Source organism: Thioalbus denitrificans (assembly GCF_003337735.1).
GTDB lineage: Bacteria > Pseudomonadota > Gammaproteobacteria > DSM-26407 > DSM-26407 > Thioalbus > Thioalbus denitrificans.
The window spans coordinates 82,539-99,863 of record NZ_QPJY01000004.1; the positions used below are offsets into that span (position 1 = coordinate 82,539).

Annotated in this window: 16 protein-coding genes; 4 read left to right on the forward strand and 12 right to left on the reverse strand. The window is 67.8% G+C overall.

All coding sequences use genetic code 11. The features are described from left to right. Positions 1-37: 37 nt before the first annotated feature. Together DFQ59_RS20270 and corA are read left to right on the forward strand one after the other, a co-directional pair. Positions 38-601, forward strand: a complete 564-nt coding sequence (locus DFQ59_RS20270) for a DedA family protein (protein WP_114279629.1) — start codon at positions 38-40, stop codon at positions 599-601. A 40-nt stretch (positions 602-641) separates the two neighbouring features. Then, positions 642-1,709: a magnesium/cobalt transporter CorA gene (corA, locus tag DFQ59_RS10340; protein WP_114279630.1), complete on the forward strand. Its 1,068-nt coding sequence runs from the start codon at positions 642-644 to the stop codon at positions 1,707-1,709. Between the two features lie 4 nt (positions 1,710-1,713). Here corA and DFQ59_RS10345 read toward each other — a convergent pair whose 3' ends face one another. Together DFQ59_RS10345 and DFQ59_RS10350 are read right to left on the reverse strand one after the other, a co-directional pair. Further along, positions 1,714-2,067, reverse strand: coding sequence for a gamma-butyrobetaine hydroxylase family protein (locus DFQ59_RS10345; RefSeq protein ID WP_114279631.1), 354 nt, complete (start codon positions 2,065-2,067; stop codon positions 1,714-1,716). Positions 2,068-2,186: 119 nt separating this feature from the next. Further along, complete coding sequence (locus tag DFQ59_RS10350) at positions 2,187-2,768, reverse strand: thioredoxin family protein (RefSeq protein ID WP_114279632.1); 582 nt, start codon at positions 2,766-2,768, stop codon at positions 2,187-2,189. A gap of 263 nt (positions 2,769-3,031) precedes the next feature. Here DFQ59_RS10350 and DFQ59_RS10355 point away from each other — a divergent pair, with 263 nt between their 5' ends. Together DFQ59_RS10355 and DFQ59_RS10360 are read left to right on the forward strand one after the other, a co-directional pair. Next, positions 3,032-3,712, forward strand: coding sequence for an alpha/beta hydrolase family protein (locus DFQ59_RS10355; protein ID WP_245937259.1), 681 nt, complete (start codon positions 3,032-3,034; stop codon positions 3,710-3,712). Between the two features lie 150 nt (positions 3,713-3,862). Further along, positions 3,863-6,772, forward strand: a complete 2,910-nt coding sequence (locus DFQ59_RS10360; RefSeq protein WP_114279634.1) for an insulinase family protein — start codon at positions 3,863-3,865, stop codon at positions 6,770-6,772. A gap of 106 nt (positions 6,773-6,878) precedes the next feature. Here DFQ59_RS10360 and galU read toward each other — a convergent pair whose 3' ends face one another. From galU to hisC, 10 genes are all read right to left on the reverse strand, one after another. After that, on the reverse strand, positions 6,879-7,760 hold the full coding sequence (gene galU, locus DFQ59_RS10365; protein WP_114279635.1) for a UTP--glucose-1-phosphate uridylyltransferase GalU: 882 nt from the start codon (positions 7,758-7,760) through the stop codon (positions 6,879-6,881). Between the two features lie 168 nt (positions 7,761-7,928). Then, positions 7,929-8,231 (reverse strand): ComEA family DNA-binding protein, encoded by a 303-nt coding sequence (locus DFQ59_RS10370; RefSeq protein WP_114279636.1) that lies wholly within the window; start codon positions 8,229-8,231, stop codon positions 7,929-7,931. A gap of 52 nt (positions 8,232-8,283) precedes the next feature. Beyond that, the gene (pyrF, locus tag DFQ59_RS10375) at positions 8,284-9,000 is read right to left on the reverse strand and encodes an orotidine-5'-phosphate decarboxylase (protein WP_114279637.1); all 717 of its coding nucleotides are present in this window, start codon (positions 8,998-9,000) and stop codon (positions 8,284-8,286) included. Positions 9,001-9,306: 306 nt separating this feature from the next. Beyond that, entirely contained in the window at positions 9,307-10,476 is a 1,170-nt protein-coding gene (lapB, locus tag DFQ59_RS10380) for a lipopolysaccharide assembly protein LapB (RefSeq protein WP_114279638.1), read from the reverse strand. Between the two features lie 308 nt (positions 10,477-10,784). After that, positions 10,785-11,075, reverse strand: coding sequence for an integration host factor subunit beta (locus DFQ59_RS10385; protein WP_114279639.1), 291 nt, complete (start codon positions 11,073-11,075; stop codon positions 10,785-10,787). A gap of 90 nt (positions 11,076-11,165) precedes the next feature. After that, positions 11,166-12,848 (reverse strand): 30S ribosomal protein S1, encoded by a 1,683-nt coding sequence (gene rpsA, locus DFQ59_RS10390; protein ID WP_114279640.1) that lies wholly within the window; start codon positions 12,846-12,848, stop codon positions 11,166-11,168. A gap of 131 nt (positions 12,849-12,979) precedes the next feature. Beyond that, complete coding sequence (gene cmk, locus DFQ59_RS10395) at positions 12,980-13,678, reverse strand: (d)CMP kinase (RefSeq protein ID WP_114279641.1); 699 nt, start codon at positions 13,676-13,678, stop codon at positions 12,980-12,982. Next, a complete protein-coding gene (aroA, locus tag DFQ59_RS10400; protein ID WP_114279642.1) occupies positions 13,675-15,003 on the reverse strand; it encodes a 3-phosphoshikimate 1-carboxyvinyltransferase in 1,329 nt (442 codons plus the stop codon). The genes cmk and aroA overlap by 4 nt, the downstream gene beginning before the upstream one ends. Continuing rightward, positions 15,000-15,872 carry a prephenate dehydrogenase/arogenate dehydrogenase family protein gene (locus DFQ59_RS10405; RefSeq protein ID WP_114279643.1) on the reverse strand — a complete coding sequence of 291 codons (873 nt, stop codon included), beginning with the start codon at positions 15,870-15,872 and terminating at the stop codon, positions 15,000-15,002. Before DFQ59_RS10405 ends, aroA begins: the two co-directional genes overlap by 4 nt. Positions 15,873-16,130: 258 nt before the next feature. After that, positions 16,131-17,231: a histidinol-phosphate transaminase gene (hisC, locus tag DFQ59_RS10410; protein WP_114279644.1), complete on the reverse strand. Its 1,101-nt coding sequence runs from the start codon at positions 17,229-17,231 to the stop codon at positions 16,131-16,133. Positions 17,232-17,325 lie beyond the last annotated feature (94 nt).

Below are 17,325 nucleotides of genomic sequence, written 5' to 3' on the forward strand. Positions count from 1 at the left end.
TGCCGGAAACCGAACGCAGAAGGAGCCCCGTGCAGCCATGTCGCTGGAGCAGCTGGTACAGAACTATGGCTACCTGGCCGTCCTGACCGGCACCTTCCTCGAAGGCGAGACCATCCTGGTGCTGGGCGGCATGGCCGCCAAGCTCGGCTACCTCCGACTGCCCGGCGTCATTGCCGTGGCCTTTGCCGGCACCCTGGCCGGCGATCAGCTCTACTTCCACCTGGGACGCCGGCACGGCCCCGCGCTGCTCGCACGCCGACCGGCCTGGCAGGCGCGGGCCGGGCAGGTCCAGGCCCTGCTCGGCCGGCATCCGGACGTGGTCATCCTCGGTTTCCGGTTTCTCTACGGGCTGCGCACCGTCACCCCGTTCATCATCGGCATGAGCGACATTTCCAGCCTGCGCTTTCTGCTCCTCAACGCCATCGGCGCAGCGGGCTGGGCGGTCGTCATCGGCAGCCTGGGCTATCTGTTCGGCCATGGGCTGGAGATCATCCTGGGCGATCTCCACCGCTACGAGCTGGAGGCGATGGCCGCCACGGGCGTCATCGGCGGCCTGGTCTGGCTCGGGAGCCGGCTGCACCGGCGACACCGGCCGCGCTGATGCGGCTGCTACACTGGAGAGTGGAGAGGGAGGGCCTTTCTTGAGCTACTTCACCAAGCGCTACCACCCGCCGGGCACCCTGCCCGGCACCCTGCGACCGGCCATCGCCGAGGCGCCGCTGGTCTTCACCCTGGTGGACTACGACGCGGCCGACATCACCGAGATCCTGGATGCCCGGCCCGAGGACTGCCGCCCCTTCATGGATCGGGACAGCGTCACCTGGATTCACATCCAGGGCCACGCCGCCCCCGAGGTCCTCGGTGAGCTGGGGGAGATGTTCCGGCTCCATCCCCTGGCGCTGGAGGACGTGCACAACACCGGGCAGCGGCCCAAGGCCGAGCTCTACGACAACCAGCTGTTCATGATCCTCAGCCGCCCCCGGGGCGCCGGGGCCCAGGATGTCGGCGGACAGGTCAGCCTGTTCCTCGGCCAGGGCTACGTCGTCAGCTTCAACGACGGCCCCGACGATCCCTTCGAGCCGATCCGCGCGCGCCTGCATGCCAACCAGGGCCGCATCCGCCGCCGGGGGGCCGACTACCTGCTCTACTCCCTGGTGGACCTGGTCATCGACGAGGGCTTCCCGGTCCTGGAAACCCTGGGCCTGCGCATCGAGGAGCTGGAGGAGGAAGTGCTGGAGACACCGACCCGGGAGACCCTCGGCCGCATCCAGGCCCTCAAGCGCGAGCTGCTCCTGCTCCGGCGCATGGTCTGGCCCCACCGGGAGGTGGTGAACATGATGGTGCGCGAGGATTGCACCCTGCTCGAGGAAGGCACCCGGGTCTACCTGCGGGACTGCTACGACCACAGCATCCAGATCATGGACCTGCTGGAGAGCTACCGGGACATGACCGCCAGCATGCTGGACATCTACCTCTCCAGCGCCAGCTTCCGGCTCAATGACGTGATGCGGGTGCTCACCATCATCGCCACCCTGTTCATCCCCCTGACCTTCATCGTCGGCGTCTACGGCATGAACTTCGACCGCAACGCCGGGCCCTGGAGCATGCCCGAGCTGGGGTGGCCCTACGGCTACCTGCTGGTGTGGGTCCTGATGATTGCCATCGCCGGAGGGATGTTCGTCTACTTCCGGCGCAAGGGCTGGCTCTGAGCCTTCATGCCTCGCGGGTGACGCCTTCCGCCTCCAGCCGGGCGAGGTACGCCAGCCAGTAGCGTTCCCGGTTGACCGCGAGGTCGTGGAGGGTCTCCCAGGAGTAGACGCCGGACTTGTGGCCGTCGTCGAAGAACAGGCGGATGGCGTAGCGGCCGATGGGGATTATGTCGGTGATGTTGACCCGCTCCCGGCCGCTCACCAGCTCGCCGAGGCCGCTCACCTCCACCGAGGGGGAGTGGACCCGGAGGTATTCGCAGGGGAGTTCGAAGACCGCCCCGTCCGGATAGGCCAGTTCCAGGACCCGGCGCTGCTGGTGCAGCCGGATATCGGTGGGTATGTGATGCTGTTCGGTCATGGCAGCCTCGGTTCCGCGTCCCGTTCGGCGGTGGAGCACAGCTTAGGCCGCTGCGGCAGCCGCGGCAACGCCGGGGTTTCAGGGGTTATTGCCGAACCGGATCCCCGCCAGCGCCGCATTCATCCGAAGTAGTCGGGTTCGTTGCCCGCCTGCCACTTGATGTTGCAGCCGATGCTTGGCACCTGCTCCGCCGCTACCGGCCGGCCCGCCAGCACCGCTTCCACCGCCGCGCGCAGCGCTTCCCCGCTGACCGGGATGTCGTTGCCGGGGCGGCTGCCGTCGAACTGGCCGCGGTAGACCAGCCGCCGCTCGCCGTCGAAGAGGAAGAAGTCCGGGGTGCAGGCGGCCCGGTAGGCCTTGGCCACCGCCTGGCTCCCGTCATAGAGGTAGGGGAAGGTGTATTCCTGCCGCCGGGCCTCTTCGGCCATGAACTCCGGCCCGTCGTCGGGGTGGGTGGTGACATCGTTGGAACTGATCCCCACCGCCGCCAGTCCCCGCTCCTGGTACTCCCGGATGAAGGCGGCCAGCTCGTGCTGCACATGCTTCACGTAGGGGCAGTGGTTGCACATGAACACCACCAGCAGGGCCGGCGCGCCGGCGAAGTCCCGGAGTCCGACCGTCTTGCCGGTCAGCGGCTCGGGCAGGCTGAAATCGGGAGCCGGGGTGCCCAGCTCCAGCATCGTGGACGGGGTCAGGGCCATCTGGATTCCTCCCTCGCGGTCTGGCTCGACGTTCAGACTGCATGGGTAACCCCGCCGGCGCCCCGAGTCAAGGCACCAGCGCCGCGTCAGGGGTCGGCTGCAACCGGGCGGCGGATTGCGAATCCATCGCGGAGATGCCGGGAAGGGATGCGATCAACCGGGCGCGCCACCGGTGTGCCCGGCGGCCATGCGTTCCTGCGCGGGCGCCTCCCCCCATCGCCGTGCCTATCCCCCATCCGGGCAGGCGTGTAACCTTGGCGGCCATGCAGCGACTGGAGCGAACCATTGCCATCGACGACGCCACCGCGGTCTCCTCGGTCTGGCTGGTGCCGGAGGATTACCGGCCGGGCGGCGGCGACGCCGTGGTGCTGGCCCACGGCGCCGGCACGGACATGCACGCCCCCTTCCTCAGCGCGCTGCATGAAGCACTGGCCAGGCGGGGACTGCTGGCGGTGAAGTTCAATTTTCCCTACCGTGAGCAGGGCCGTCGGGCGCCGGATCGGGCGCCGCGGCTGGAGGCCGCCTGGCGGGCCGTGCTCGAGGCGCTGGAGCGGGATCCCCTGTCGCCGCGGCGGGTATTCATCGGCGGACGCTCCATGGGCGGGCGGATCGCCACCCATCTCGCCGCCGCGGGCGCGGCGGTGGATGGCCTGGTGCTGCTAGGCTATCCCCTCCATCCGGCCGGGAGGCCGGAACGGGAGCGCTCGGCCCATCTCCAGGCCATCCCCTGTCCGATGCTGTTCGTCCAGGGCAGCCGCGACCGGCTCTGTGGCCTCGACCGCCTGCGGCAGCTCGTCGCCGCCCTCGAACCGCGGGCGCGATTGCATGTCATAGAGGAAGGCGATCACGGCTTCGCGGTACCGCAGCGCAGCGGACGCACAGAGCAGGAGGTGTGGACTGAAATCGAAGCGGTCGTCGCCGACTGGATCGCGGCCCGGCAATGACCCCACCGGGATCGGGTTTTCACCCTGTCATGGCGGCACGTACCATACGCTGAGCACTTGCTTTCCGGGCCCCCGCCCCCATCTGCTGTAAGGTGAGCCGACCGGCAGGCCCGTACACACCCGACGCACAGAACCACCGACGAGGTATCGATGACACACCCGGCATTCGAGCACATCCGCACGGCCCACCTTCCCTCCCTCAATATCGACGTGGAGGAGTACCGGCATCGTGCCACCGGCGCGCGTCATCTGCACCTCGCCTCCGGCGACCCGAACAACGCCTTCCTGGTGGCCTTCCTGACCGTGCCCCAGGACTCGACCGGAGTGGCCCACATCCTCGAGCACACGAGCCTGTGCGGCAGCCGCAAGTACCCGGTGCGGGATCCCTTCTTCATGATGATCCGCCGGTCGCTGAACACCTTCATGAACGCCTTCACCGCCAGCGACTGGACCGCCTATCCCTTCGCCAGCCAGAACCGCAAGGATTTCTACAACCTGCTCGAGGTCTACCTCGACGCCGCCTTCTTCCCCACCCTGGACGCGATGGACTTCGCCCAGGAGGGCCACCGGGTGGAGTTCGCCGTTCCCGACGATCCCTCCAGCGACCTGGTCTACAAGGGCGTGGTGTACAACGAAATGAAGGGGGCCATGAGCTCCCCCGTGCGACGGTTGTGGGACGACCTGCAGAGCGCCCTGTTCCCCACCACCACCTACCACTACAACAGCGGCGGCGAACCGGCGGAGATTCCGAAGCTCACCCACGCCGATCTCAAGGCCTTCCACGCCCGCCACTACCACCCCTCCAACGCCGTCATCATGACCTACGGCAGCTTCCCCGTGGAGGAGCACCAGGAACGGATCGAAGCCTGGGCCCTGTCGCGCTTTCAGCGGCTGGACCTGGACCTCGCCATTCCCGACGAGCGGCGCTACGACGCCCCGCAGGTGGTCGAGACCCGCTATCCGCTGGAGGGCGGGGCGGAGACCCGGCGCAAGACCCACGTGGTGCTCGGCTGGCTGCTCGGCCACAGCGCCGACCTGAAGGAGGTCATGGAGGCCAACCTGCTCTCGGGCGTCCTGCTCGACCACAGCGGCTCGCCCCTGCGCCAGGCCCTGGAGACCACCGGCCTGGGCACCGCGCCCTCGGAGCTCTGCGGGCTGGACGACTCCACCCGGGAGACAATCTTCGCCTGCGGCCTGGAAGGAACCGATCCGGAACAGGCGGAGGCGGTGGAGCGGCTGGTGCTGGAGACCCTCGAGCGGGTGGCCCGCGACGGAGTTCCCCAGGACCAGGTGGAGGCGGTGCTGCACCAGCTGGAACTGCACCAGCGCGAGGTCGGCGGCGGCCACTTCCCCTATGGCCTGCAGCTGATGGTCAAGGCCCTGCCCGCGGTGCTGCACGGCGGCGACGCGGTGGCGGTCCTGGATATCGACCCGGTGCTCAAGGAGCTGCGTGAGGCCATCCGGGATCCCGGCTACATCAGGAACCTGACCCGGCGCCTGCTGCTCGACAATCCCCACCGGATTCGCCTGGCCATGGCCCCCGACCCGGAGCTGGCCGATCGCCTCGCGGCCGAGGAGCGGGCGCGCCTGGCCGCACTCAGGGAGACGCTCGGCGAAGCCGACCGGCTGCGGATCGTGGAGCAGGCGCGCGAGCTGAAAGCGCGCCAGGAGCAGTCCGACGATCCCGAGATCCTGCCCAAGGTGACCCTGGCGGACGTGCCGGACGAGCTGAAGATCGCCGAGGGCACCGACGCCACCATCGCCGGCACGCCGGTGGCGGCCTATGCCCAGGGTACCAACGGTCTCGTCTACCAGCGAGTGGTGGTGGACCTGCCGGAATTCTCCGACGAGCTGCTGGACGAGCTGCCCCTGTTCTGCGATCTCCTGACCGAAGTGGGCATCGGGGAGCGCGACTACCTGGATATCCAGGCGCTGCAGTCGGCGGTCACCGGCGGGATCAGCGCGGGCACCTCGGTGCGGGGCGCCATCGACGACGCCCAGTCCATCTACGGGGTCTTCACCCTCTCCGGCAAGGCCCTGGAGCGCAACCGGGATGCCCTCGCCGCTCTCCTCAACGAGACCTTCCTCCAGGCCCGCTTCGACGAGCTGTCGCGGCTGCGCGAGCTGGTGGCCCAGGTCCGCGCCCACCGGGAATCCTCGATTACCGACAACGGCCACGGTCTGGCCATGATGGCCGCGACGGCCGGCTTGGCCCCCTGCGGCGCCCTGAGCCACCGCTGGAGCGGTCTGCAGGGTCTCAAGCGGCTGAAGGCGCTGGATGACAGCCTGGACGACACCACCGCGCTGGAGGCGTTTTCCGGGCGGCTCATCGCCATCCGCGAGGCCATCGCCTCCGCCCCGCGCCAGTTCCTGGTGGTGGCCGAGGAAAGCGCCCTCGAGGGCGTCGTGAAGGGATTGGAACGGCACTGGCAGGCAAACCCGGCCGCCACTTCCGGCAAGCTGCGCCTGGAACCGGTCAACCGGAGCATCCGCCAGGGCTGGGCGACCAATACCCAGGTGAACTTCTGCGCCAAGGCCTTCCCCACCGTCGCGCCGGAGCATCCCGACGCGGCCGCGCTGACCGTGCTCGGCCCCCTGCTCCGCAACGGCTTCCTGCATCGGGCCATCCGTGAGCAGGGCGGCGCCTACGGCGCCGGCGCCAGCTACGATCCGGACACCACCGCCTTCCGCTTCTTCTCCTACCGGGATCCCCGCCTGGCGGAAACCCTGGAGGATTTCGATCGCGGAATCCAGTGGCTGCTGGAGAACCGGATCGAGCCGCGCCTGCTGGAGGAGGCGGTGCTGGGCGTCGTCGGCAGCATCGACCGGCCCGACTCCCCGGCCCGGGAAGCGATGAACGCCTTCTTCGGACGCCTGCACGGGCGCACCGCGGAGCAACGCCGGCGCTTCCGCCGGCGGGTGCTGGAGGTGGGACTCGACGATCTGCGGCAGGTTGCGGAGCGTTACCTCACCGGTTCGAACGCCAGTGTGGCGGTCGTCTCCGACGCGAAGTCGCTGGCCCGCAACGAGGCCCTTGGTCTCGAGGTCACCAGCCTCTGATCCGGGACCCGGCAATCACGCCAGGCAGCAATTGAAAGGGCGGGTGGCCCGTCGGCCACCCGCCCTGTCCCGTTTCACTCCGGCAACCTGGGGTCTGCAGGAGCAGCTACACGGTCTCCAGCCGGTGGCGCAGGTAGTCGGCGAACTTCTCGCCCAGCTCCGGGTGCTTCAGCGCATACTCCACGTTCGCCTCCAGGAATCCCAGCTTGGAGCCGCAGTCGTAGCGCCTGCCCGCGAACCGGTAGGCCAGCACAGCCTCCTTCTGCAGGAGCATGCTGATGGCGTCGGTGAGCTGAATCTCGCCGCCGGCTCCGGGCGTGGTCTGCCTGAGCATGGAGAAGATCCGGGGGGTGAGGATGTATCGGCCCACTACGCCGAGGTTGGAAGGCGCCACGTCCGGCTTCGGCTTCTCCACGATCTTCTCCACCCGGCTGCAACGACCTTCGGTCTCGCTGACCTTGACGATGCCGTACTGGTCGGTCTTGTCCGGATCCACCTCCTCCACCGCCAGCACGCTGACACCCTCGCGCTCGTAGACGCGGCGCATCTGGGAGATGCAGGGTTCGTCACCCCCGTCGATGAGGTCGTCGGCCAGGATGACCGCGAAGGGCTCATCCCCCACCACCGGGCCGGTCAGGGAGACCGCGTGGCCAAGACCCAGCGCCTCGGCCTGGCGCAGGTAGACGCAGTTCACGTGCGAGGGCAGCACCCGCGCCAGTTCCAGCGCCTTCTCCTTGCCCCGCGCCTCCAGTTCCGCCTCCAGTTCGTAGGCCTTGTCGAAGTGATCGGCAATGGCGCGCTTGGTCCGGCCGATGACGAAGATGAGGGTGTCGATACCGGCGGCCACCGCCTCCTCGGCCGCGTACTGGATGAGGGGCTTGTCGACGATGGAAAGCATCTCCTTCGGGCTTGCCTTGGTCGCGGGCAGGAACCGGGTACCCAGTCCCGCTACCGGGAACACCGCCTTTCTGAGGGTCTTGCCTTCCATTCACTTGCCTCCCAATCCAGAGTCATTCAACTGACACGCCGGGCGGAAATTCCGCCGAACCGCCACCGACAGTGTAATCAGCCGCGCCGCCCGCGTCAGCCCTCGCCGTTCCGGCAAAGAAAAAGGCCCGGCGATGCCGGGCCTCCGTTTGCGGATTCGGCTCCCCCGCTACGGCGTGAGCGTGATTCGCTCCCGGTTCAGTTCCACGGTCTTCACGCCGATACCCTGCACCCGGGCCAGATCGTCCACCGACTGGAACGGGCCGTTCGCCTGCCGGTCGGCCACGATGGCCTCGGCCTTGCTGGGACCCACGCCGACCAGGCCGGACGCCAGGGCATCCGCATCGGCGCGGTTGATGTCCACCATGGTGACTGATGCCGGCGCGGCGGTCCCGGCGTCCGCCGGTTCCGCCGCGCAGAGCGGCAGCGCCAGCGCCGCCATCAGCAGGAACAGTGCAATCCGTTGCAGCATGATTTCCTCCTTGGATTTCCGTTCTATAGGCAGGAATCAGGCTACCGGCTTCCTACCCGGCGAGCACAGCGCCGATCTCCGCTTCCACTGCCAGCAATACGCCCATCGGGTCGTCAGCCCCGGTAACCGGCCGGCCGATGACCAGGTAATCGGAACCGCTCCGGATCGCATCGCCCGGAGTCATCACCCGCTTCTGGTCCCCGAGCGCCGCACCGCTGGGCCGGATTCCGGGCGTCACCAGGCGGAAGCCTTCTCCATGGGCCGCGCGCAGCGTGGCCACCTCGCGCGGTGAACAGACCACGCCGTCCAGTCCCGAGCCCTGGGCCAGCGCCGCAAGACGCTGGACGTTCTCCATGGGCGAGCCGGCCAGCCCGATCTCGGCGAGGTCCGCTTCGCTGTGGCTGGTGAGGACGGTGACGGCAATCAGCAGCGGCCGCCGGCCGCCGGCCTCCAGCGCCTCGCGCGCGGCCTCCATCATGGCCCGCCCGCCCAGGGCATGGACGTTCACCATCCACACGCCCAGGTCGGCGGCCGCGGCGCAGGCCCCGGCCACGGTGTTGGGAATGTCGTGGTACTTGAGATCCAGGAACACGTCGAAGCCGCCGTCCACCAGCCGCCGCACCAGCTCGGGACCGGCGCGGGTGAACAGCTCCTTGCCCACCTTCACCCGGCAGCGCGCCGGGTCCAGGCGCTCCACCAGCGCCAGCGCGGCGTCAGCGGAAGGATAGTCGAGGGCGACGATGACACGGGGATCGTTCGTATTCTGCATTCCAGGCTCCGTTGGATGTGAATTCACCACGAAGGCACGAAGGGCACGAAGAAAGGACTTTTTCTACAGATGACACAGATTACGCAGATTGGTTTTCAACAACCGGCCGCTTCTGAGTGCAGCGGCACCGGTGGTCCCGGCCAGGCACCAGCTCAGCTCTCGCCGACTCTATGGCGACACCGGTTGCAGAACCGCGGCAGAGGCGAAACCGTAAAAAAATCTGCGCAATCTGTGGTTAAACAGGTCTTTTGCTTTTCTTCGTGCCCTTCGTGCCTTCGTGGTGAATATTGTTTTTTTCCGACTGTACTACTCGCCCACCACGCCGTGGATGGGCTTGACGGTGTTCCACTGCTTGCAGCTCGGGCACTGCCAGTGCAGGGAGCGGCCGGAGAAGCCGCAGGAGCGGCAGCGGTAGACGGGCTCATTCTCCAGCAGCTTGGTGGTGAGATCCTTGAGAATGGTCAGGCTCTCCTGCGCGGCGCCCTCGGTGTGGGCGAGGTGGAGCTGGATCAGCCGATCGAGGCCCCGCACGGAGGGACGCTGGCGCAGCTGCTCGATGATGAACTCGGCCGCCTCCTCGTCGCCGTGCTCCTGGCTCAGGAGATCCGCCAGCGACAGCATCACCGAGATCCCGCCATGGGAGGTGAGGCAGTGGTGGAGGAAGGCGATGAGCTCGCTGCGGCTGCCGGTATGGCCATAGCACTGCTTGAGCAGGGGCAGCGTTTCGGGCAGGAAGTCCGGATCCTGGGACTCGACCCCGGTCAGCGCCTCGATGGCCTCGCGCCAGCGCCCCTCGGCGGCGGCGATGCGGCCCACGATGAGACTGCCGCGCACGCCTTTCGGGTCGGTCCTGAGCGCCTGTTCGGCCAGCTCTCCGGCCTCCCCGCGCCGGGCACGATTCCAGGCCGACTCGGCCAGTTCGCAGTAGAACTGGGCGATCTCGGCATTCATGGGCTCGCCGGTCGCGCTCTCGAGGCGCCGGGCGATGGAGATGGCTCGCTCCCAGTCCTTCTCCTGCTGGTAGATCACCAGCAGGTGCCGGAGCCCCGCCACGGGATGCTCGTTGAGCTCCACCAGCTCCAGGAACAGGCTCTCGGCCCGGTCCAGCAGCCCGGCCCGCATGTAGTCCTGGGCCAGCTCGAGCAGGGCCATCGAGCGCTGCTCGCTGTCCAGGTTGTTGCGCGCGACCAGGTTCTGGTGGATGCGGATGGCCCGATCCACTTCGCCCCGCTGGCGGAACAGGTTGCCGAGCGCCAGGTGCATCTCGACGGTGTCGGGGTCCACCTCCAGCATCTTCACGAACACCTCGATGGCCTTGTCGGGCTGTTCGTTGAGCAGGTAGTTCAGACCGCGGAAATAGTCCGAGGAGAAGCCCACCGGCTGGCGTCTGGTCACGCGCCTGCGCAGGCTGTGGACGGCCGCGAACCAGCCAGCCGCGGCCGCCAGGGGCAGAAGCAGGAACAACAGTGGGTTCATTGTCTGTCCAGGCCCCCTGGGAACCGGGGGCATCCATCCGCCAGTCGGAAACTCACTGACCTGTGACCCGGCATGACCGCGTGCAGCCGCTCAGCCGGATTCCGGGTGCATTCGCGTTGCCTCAGTCGAGGCACCGCGGCGCAGTCTTCTGCTAATCACTTCAGTGGCCGGGAGACCGCGAAGCGGGCCGCTCCCGACCGGCGGTCACCTCGCACGGGCCGCCCTGTCATCCGGCAATGCTGACAAAAAAGGCGGTATGAACACAAGGTCCATACCGCCCGTTGTGCTCACCGAGAGCCGCGGTCGGATCAGCTGTCGGATCCTCCGTTGACCCGCTCACGCAACTCCTTGCCCGGCTTGAAGTGGGGGACATACTTCCCGGACAAAGCCACCGCCTCGCCGGTCTTCGGATTGCGGCCGATACGGGGCGGACGGTAATGCAGCGAGAAGCTGCCGAATCCGCGGATCTCGATGCGCTCCCCAGTGGCCAGCGAGTTGGCCATCTGATCGAGGAGACTCTTCACCGACAGCTCCACGTCCTTGTAGGAGAGCTGGGCCTGCTTCTGTGCCAATCGTTCAATCAGTTCGGACTTCGTCATCACGCTCGCCTAGCAACCAGTAAATTGGAACCTGGAACGGCCGGGGCGGCGGACGCGGTTGCTCGCGTCCGTCACCCCTCCGGTCCGGGCTCAGTCCTTGTTGTTTTCCATCTGCTCCTTGAGCAGATCACCGAGCGTCGGGTTGGCTGCGGCCTGGTTCATGCGGCTGCTGTAGTCGCTGAGGGCCTCTGCCTCCTCGTCGGTGTCCTTGGCCTTGATGGACAGGGCAATGGAGCGGTTCTTCCGGTCGAGACCGACGAACTTGGCCTCCACCTCGTCACCCACCTTGAGCAGGGCGCGGGCATCGTCCACGCGCTCGCGGGAGAGCTCGGAGGCGCGCAGATAACCCTCGACGCCGTCGCCCAGGTCAATCACCGCACCCTTGTTGTCCACCTCGGTGACCACGCCGTTGACGAAGGTGCCCTTGGGGTGATCAGCCAGGTACTGGGAGAAGGGATCCTGCTCCAGCTGCTTGATGCCCAGCGAAATGCGCTCGCGCTCCGGGTCCACGGACAGGACCACGGTGTCGATCTCCTGGCCCTTCTTGTAGTCGCGGATGGCTTCCTCGCCGGGCATGTTCCAGGAGATGTCGGAGAGGTGCACCAGGCCGTCGATACCGCCGTCCAGACCGATGAAGATGCCGAAGTCGGTGATGGACTTGATCTTGCCGGAGATGCGGTCGTTCTTGTTGTGGATGGCGGCGAAGGTCTCCCAGGGGTTGGCCTGGCACTGCTTCAGGCCCAGCGAGATGCGGCGGCGCTCCTCGTCGATGTCGAGGACCATCACTTCCACCTCGTCGCCCACCTGCACAACCTTGGAGGGGTGGATGTTCTTGTTGGTCCAGTCCATCTCGGAGACGTGCACCAGACCCTCGACGCCCTCCTCGATCTCCACGAAGCAGCCGTAATCGGTGATGTTGGTGACCTTGCCGAACAGGCGGGTGCTCTCGGGGTAGCGGCGGGAGATATCCACCCACGGATCCTCGCCCAGCTGCTTGAGGCCGAGGGAGACGCGGTTGCGCTCGCGATCGAACTTCAGCACCTTGACTTCGATCTCGTCGCCCACGTTCACCACTTCGCTCGGATGCTTGACGCGCTTCCAGGCCATGTCGGTGATGTGCAGCAGGCCGTCGATGCCGCCCAGGTCCACGAACGCGCCGTAGTCGGTGAGGTTCTTGACCACGCCCTTGATGACCTCGCCTTCCTGCAGGTTGGCGAGCAGCGCCTCGCGCTCGGCGCTGGTCTCGGCCTCGAGCACCGCGCGGCGGGAGACCACCACGTTGTTGCGCTTGCGGTCCAGCTTGATGACCTTGAAATCGAGATCCTTGCCTTCCAGGTAGGCAACGTCGCGCACGGGGCGGACGTCCACCAGGGAGCCGGGGAGGAAGGCACGGATGCCGGAGACGTCGACCGTGAAGCCGCCCTTGACCTTGCCGGTGAGCATACCGGAGACGGTCTCCTCCTTGTCGAACGCGCTCTCGAGAACGTTCCAGGAGTGGTGGCGCTTGGCCTTTTCACGGGACAGGCGGGTGGCGCCGAAGCCGTCTTCGACCGCCTCGAGGGCCACGTCGACCTCGTCACCCACCTGGACTTCAAGCTCGCCCTGCTCGTTGTAGAACTGCTCGGTGGGAATGACGCCCTCGGACTTCAGACCGGCGTTGACGGTGACGGCCTCGCTGTTGATGGCCACCACGATGCCCTTCACGATGGTGCCGGGCTTCATCTCGGTCTTGGCCAGGCTCTCTTCAAACAGTTCCGCAAAACTTTCAGACATTGAAATTAACCCCTGACGGAAAATGGCGCGTGCTCCGGCTCACCGACACCCGCTCTTCCGTCGCTCACGTTGTTGTGCGCATGCGCGCATGGTTGATGTAAATCCGGCCCCCACCCGGGAACCGGACCGCCTCACTGCACTGCTTCGCCGCCTTCGAGCCCCGCATCGCGTACCGCCAGCAGGACCCTGTCGAGCACCTGTTCGATACCCACGCCGGTGGTATCCACCACCAGCGCGTCCGGGGCCGGCCGCAATGGCGCCACGGCGCGCTCGCTGTCACGCGCGTCCCGGGCGGCGATCTCCTCTAAAAGGCTGGAAAGATTAGCATCGATTCCTTTTTCCTTCAACTGGTTATAACGCCTCTGCGCACGTTCCCCGGGACTGGCGGTGAGGAATATCTTCACCTGGGCATCGGGAAACACCACCGTGCCCATGTCCCGACCGTCCGCCACCAGCCCCGGAATCTCGCGGAAAGCCCGCTGGCGCTGGAGCAGGGCGGCGCGAACGGCCGGCAAGGACGCCACCCTGGAGGCGTCGTTGCCGGCCGTTTCGGTGCGGATCAGATCGCTCACGTCCTCGCCCTCGAGGATGACCCGCGGGGGCTCGCCCGGTCCGCCGGCCACGAACTGGACGTCCAGGTGGGCGGCCAGCACCTCCAGCGCCGCCTCGTTGTCGAGCGCGACGCTGTGGTGCCTGGCGGCCAGCGCCAGCAGCCGGTACAGGGCGCCCGAGTCGAGAAAGTGCCAGCCCAGCCGGGTGGCCAGCAGCTGGCTGATGGTGCCCTTGCCGGCGCCGCCGGGCCCGTCGATGGTGATCACCGGTGCCGTCATGCGCCCTCGCCCCCCTCGGCCGTGACCGCCAGCCCCGCGGCGGCGGCGATGCGGACGAACCCGGGAAAGGAGGTGGCCACGTTCTCGCAGTTGCGTATGGTGATGGTCCCGCCGGCATGCAGCCCGGCCATGGCGAAGGCCATGGCGATGCGGTGATCGCCGTGGCTGTCCACCTCGCCGCCGCCCATGGCACCGCCCTCGATGATCATTCCGTCGGGGGTGGGCGTGGCGGCGACGCCGAGCGCCTGCAGGCCGTCGGCCATCACCTGGATGCGGTCGCTCTCCTTGACCCGGAGCTCCTCGGCGCCGGTGAGCACGGTCCGCCCCTCGGCGGCGGCGGCGGCCACGAACAGCGCCGGGAACTCGTCGATGGCGAGCGGCACCTGGCCGGGCGGGATATGGATGCCGTGCAGGCGCGAGGAGCGGACGCGGATGTCCACCACCGGCTCGCCGCCCACCTCGCGCTCGTTCTCGAGGCTGATGTCGGCGCCCATCTCCCGCAGGATATGGATGATGCCGGTACGGGTCGGGTTCATGCCCACGTGCTCGAGCAGCAGGTTGGAACCGGGCGCGATGCTCGCGCCCACCAGGAAGAAGGCCGCCGAGGAGATGTCGGCCGGGACCTCGATGTCGGCCGCCACCAGGTGGCCGCCGCCATGGAGACAGACCTGCGGACCGGCGCGCTCGACGCTGTAGCCCAGCCCGCCGAGCATGCGCTCGGTATGATCGCGGGTCGGGGCCGGCTCGGTGACGCAGGTATAGCCGTGGGCGTAGAGGCCCGCCAGCAGCAGCGCCGATTTCACCTGGGCGCTCGCCACCGGGAGCCGGTAGTCGATGCCGTGGAGCATGCGCGTTCCGCGGATGGCCAGCGGCGGGCGGCCGCCCTCGGCGGTCTCCACCGTGGCGCCCATCAGCCGCAGCGGCTCGGCCACCCGACCCATCGGCCGCTTGCGCAGCGAGGCGTCGCCGGTCAGGACGGAGTCGAAGGGCTGGCCGGCCAGCAGGCCGCAGAGCAGGCGCATGGAAGTGCCTGAATTGCCCAGATCGAGCGGCTCGCGCGGGGGCATGAGGCCGTGCACGCCCACCCCGTGGATGCGCACCAGCCCCTCCCGGGGCCCCTCGATCTCCACGCCCATGGCGCGGAAGGCGGCGATGGTGGCCAGGCAGTCCTCGCCCTCGAGGAATCCGGTCACGGTGGTGATCCCCTCGGCCAGGGCGCCCAGCATGATGGCCCGGTGGGAGATGGACTTGTCGCCGGGGACGCGGACCCGTCCGGTCAGGGCGCCGCCCGGCTGAACACGGATCGTGGCAGGTATATTGGTCATGGCTGCTCGATGAAGATGGTGGAGAAGTGGTCCCGTGCCCGCTTGGCGCGCTGGAACACGGCTTTCACGTACTCCCCGTCGCCGCGATCGATGGCCGCGCGCAGGGTATCGAGGTCCTCCTCCAGGCGCGTCAGCACGCCGAGGATCGCCTCGCGGTTGGCGAAACAGATGTCGTGCCACATCACCGGGTCGGAGGAGGCGATGCGGGTGAAATCCCGGAACCCGCCGGCAGCGTAGCGGAAGATCTCCCAGCTGTCGTCCATGCGCGCCAGGGTGTCCACCAGGGTGAATGCCAGCAGGTGCGGCAGATGGCTGGTGGCGGCCAGCACCTCGTCGTGATGGGCCACCGGCATCACCACCACCTCCGCGCCGGTGTCCCGCCACAGGGTGCGCACCCGTTCCAGCGCCGCCGGCGATGTTTCGGGCAGGGGGGTCAGGATCACCTTGCGCCCCCGGAACAGGGTCGGAAATGCCGCCCCCACCCCGCTCTTCTCGGTTCCGGCGATGGGATGGGCGGGAACGAAGCCGGGCGGGAGGCTGGACCACACCGACCGGGCCGCCGTCACCACGCTGGCCTTGGTGCTGCCCACGTCGGTGATCACCGCCCCGGGATCGAGGTGCGGGGCGATGGCGGCGAACACCGCTTCCATGGCCCCCACCGGCACCGCCACCACCACCGTATCGGCCCCGGCCACGGCCCGCGCGGGCTCGACCTCGGCGCGATCGATGATCCCCAGCGCCAGCGCCTCCTCCAGCGCCGACCCGTCCCGGTCGCAGCCCACGATCTCGCCCCGGAAGCCGGCCTGCCGCTGCGCCAGCGCCAGGCAGCCGCCGATGAGACCCACGCCGATGATGCAGAGTTTATCCATTGGGGTCTTTTTTATTCTCCGCAGATTACGCAGATTGCGCAGATTGCGCAGATTTATTCACGTCGTTTCCCGTGCGGCCACCAGAAACCAAGGTTGACCTGGACACCCGTGACCGAACATGAACCCCCTCGGAATCACACACTGTTTCGCGACCCCCATCGGGCATACGCAAGACGCTTAAAGACAGCTGATCGAATCTGTGTAATCTGCGTAATCTGTGGATAAGAAGTCTTCTTTTCAGTGTTCGTGCTCACCACATCAGCTGCCGAGCACCTTTTCCAGTGCCCGGATGAAGCGCCGGTTCTCCTCCGGCAGGCCGATGGTGACGCGCAGGTGGTTGGGCATGCCGTAGCCGCCCACCGGCCGGACGATGACCCCCTCGCGCAGCAGCGCCTCGAACAGCGGCCCCGCCGGGCGGTCCGTGTCCACGCTGATGAAGTTGCCCTTCGAGGGAATCCATGCCAGCCCCAGGCGGCGGAACTCGCCCTCGAGCCAGGCCATGCCGTCGCGGTTGAGCGCCACGCTGCGGGCGATGTGCTCGCGATCGTCCAGGGCCGCCGCCGCGGCGGCCAGCGCCACGCTGTTGACGTTGAACGGCTGGCGCACCCGGTTGAGAAGATCCGCCACCTTCGGATGGGACAGCGCATAACCCACCCGCAGGCCCGCCAGGCCGTAGGCCTTGGAGAAGGTCCGGGTCACCACCAGGTTGGGATAGCGGCCCACCCAGTCCGCGGCGCTCTCCCCGCCCTCCAGGTACTCGGTGTAGGCCTCGTCGACCACCACGATCACCTGCTCCGGCACGCCGGCCACGAACCGTTCCAGGGCATCGGCCCCGAGCCAGGTGCCGGTGGGGTTGTTGGGATTGGCGATGAACACCAGCCGGGTGGCCGGGGTGATGGCCGCGGCCATGGCCTCCAGGTCATGGCCCCAGTCCAGCGCCGGGGTCACCACCGCGCGCGCGCCGATGGCCTGGGTCACGATGGGATAGACGGCGAAGGCGTGGGCGGAGAAGACCGATTCGTGCTCGGGGGTGAGAAAGGCCCGCGCGAGCAGTTCCAGCACGTCGTTGGAACCGTTGCCCAGGGTGATGCGGTCCATCTCCAGTCCGTGCCGGGCGGCGATCTTCTGCTTCAGCGTGAAGCCGTTGCCGTCCGGGTACCACTGCAGGCCGGCGGCCAGGGCCCGGCTTGCGGCCTCGCGCGCGAGCGGACCGGCGCCCAGAGGGTTCTCGTTGCTGGCCAGCTTGACGATATCGCGGATGCCCAGCTCCCGCTCCAGCTCCTCGATGGGCTTGCCCGGCTGGTAGGGATGCAGGCCGCGCACACCGGGTGCGGCCAGGGCCAGAAAGTCGCAGCTCATTACTGGAATCTCGTTGGTCGTTGGGAATCGGGTGCGTTAGCGCGTTAGTGCGTTAGTGCGTTAGTGCGTTAGTGCGAAAAAGCCCCGGCTTTGC

Coding starts and splice junctions, on each gene's coding strand:
- DFQ59_RS10370 (WP_114279636.1), bottom strand. CDS start 8,231: ATGCTGCAACGGATTGCACTGTTCCTGCTGATGGCGGCGCTGGCGCTG.
- cmk (WP_114279641.1), bottom strand. CDS start 13,678: ATGACGGCACCGGTGATCACCATCGACGGGCCCGGCGGCGCCGGCAAG.
- DFQ59_RS10360 (WP_114279634.1), top strand. CDS start 3,863: ATGACACACCCGGCATTCGAGCACATCCGCACGGCCCACCTTCCCTCC.
- DFQ59_RS10385 (WP_114279639.1), bottom strand. CDS start 11,075: ATGACGAAGTCCGAACTGATTGAACGATTGGCACAGAAGCAGGCCCAG.
- DFQ59_RS20270 (WP_114279629.1), top strand. CDS start 38: ATGTCGCTGGAGCAGCTGGTACAGAACTATGGCTACCTGGCCGTCCTG.
- DFQ59_RS10345 (WP_114279631.1), bottom strand. CDS start 2,067: ATGACCGAACAGCATCACATACCCACCGATATCCGGCTGCACCAGCAG.
- aroA (WP_114279642.1), bottom strand. CDS start 15,003: ATGACCAATATACCTGCCACGATCCGTGTTCAGCCGGGCGGCGCCCTG.
- DFQ59_RS10355 (WP_245937259.1), top strand. CDS start 3,032: ATGCAGCGACTGGAGCGAACCATTGCCATCGACGACGCCACCGCGGTC.
- DFQ59_RS10405 (WP_114279643.1), bottom strand. CDS start 15,872: ATGGATAAACTCTGCATCATCGGCGTGGGTCTCATCGGCGGCTGCCTG.
- galU (WP_114279635.1), bottom strand. CDS start 7,760: ATGGAAGGCAAGACCCTCAGAAAGGCGGTGTTCCCGGTAGCGGGACTG.
- lapB (WP_114279638.1), bottom strand. CDS start 10,476: ATGAACCCACTGTTGTTCCTGCTTCTGCCCCTGGCGGCCGCGGCTGGC.
- pyrF (WP_114279637.1), bottom strand. CDS start 9,000: ATGCAGAATACGAACGATCCCCGTGTCATCGTCGCCCTCGACTATCCT.
- hisC (WP_114279644.1), bottom strand. CDS start 17,231: ATGAGCTGCGACTTTCTGGCCCTGGCCGCACCCGGTGTGCGCGGCCTG.
- DFQ59_RS10350 (WP_114279632.1), bottom strand. CDS start 2,768: ATGGCCCTGACCCCGTCCACGATGCTGGAGCTGGGCACCCCGGCTCCC.
- rpsA (WP_114279640.1), bottom strand. CDS start 12,848: ATGTCTGAAAGTTTTGCGGAACTGTTTGAAGAGAGCCTGGCCAAGACC.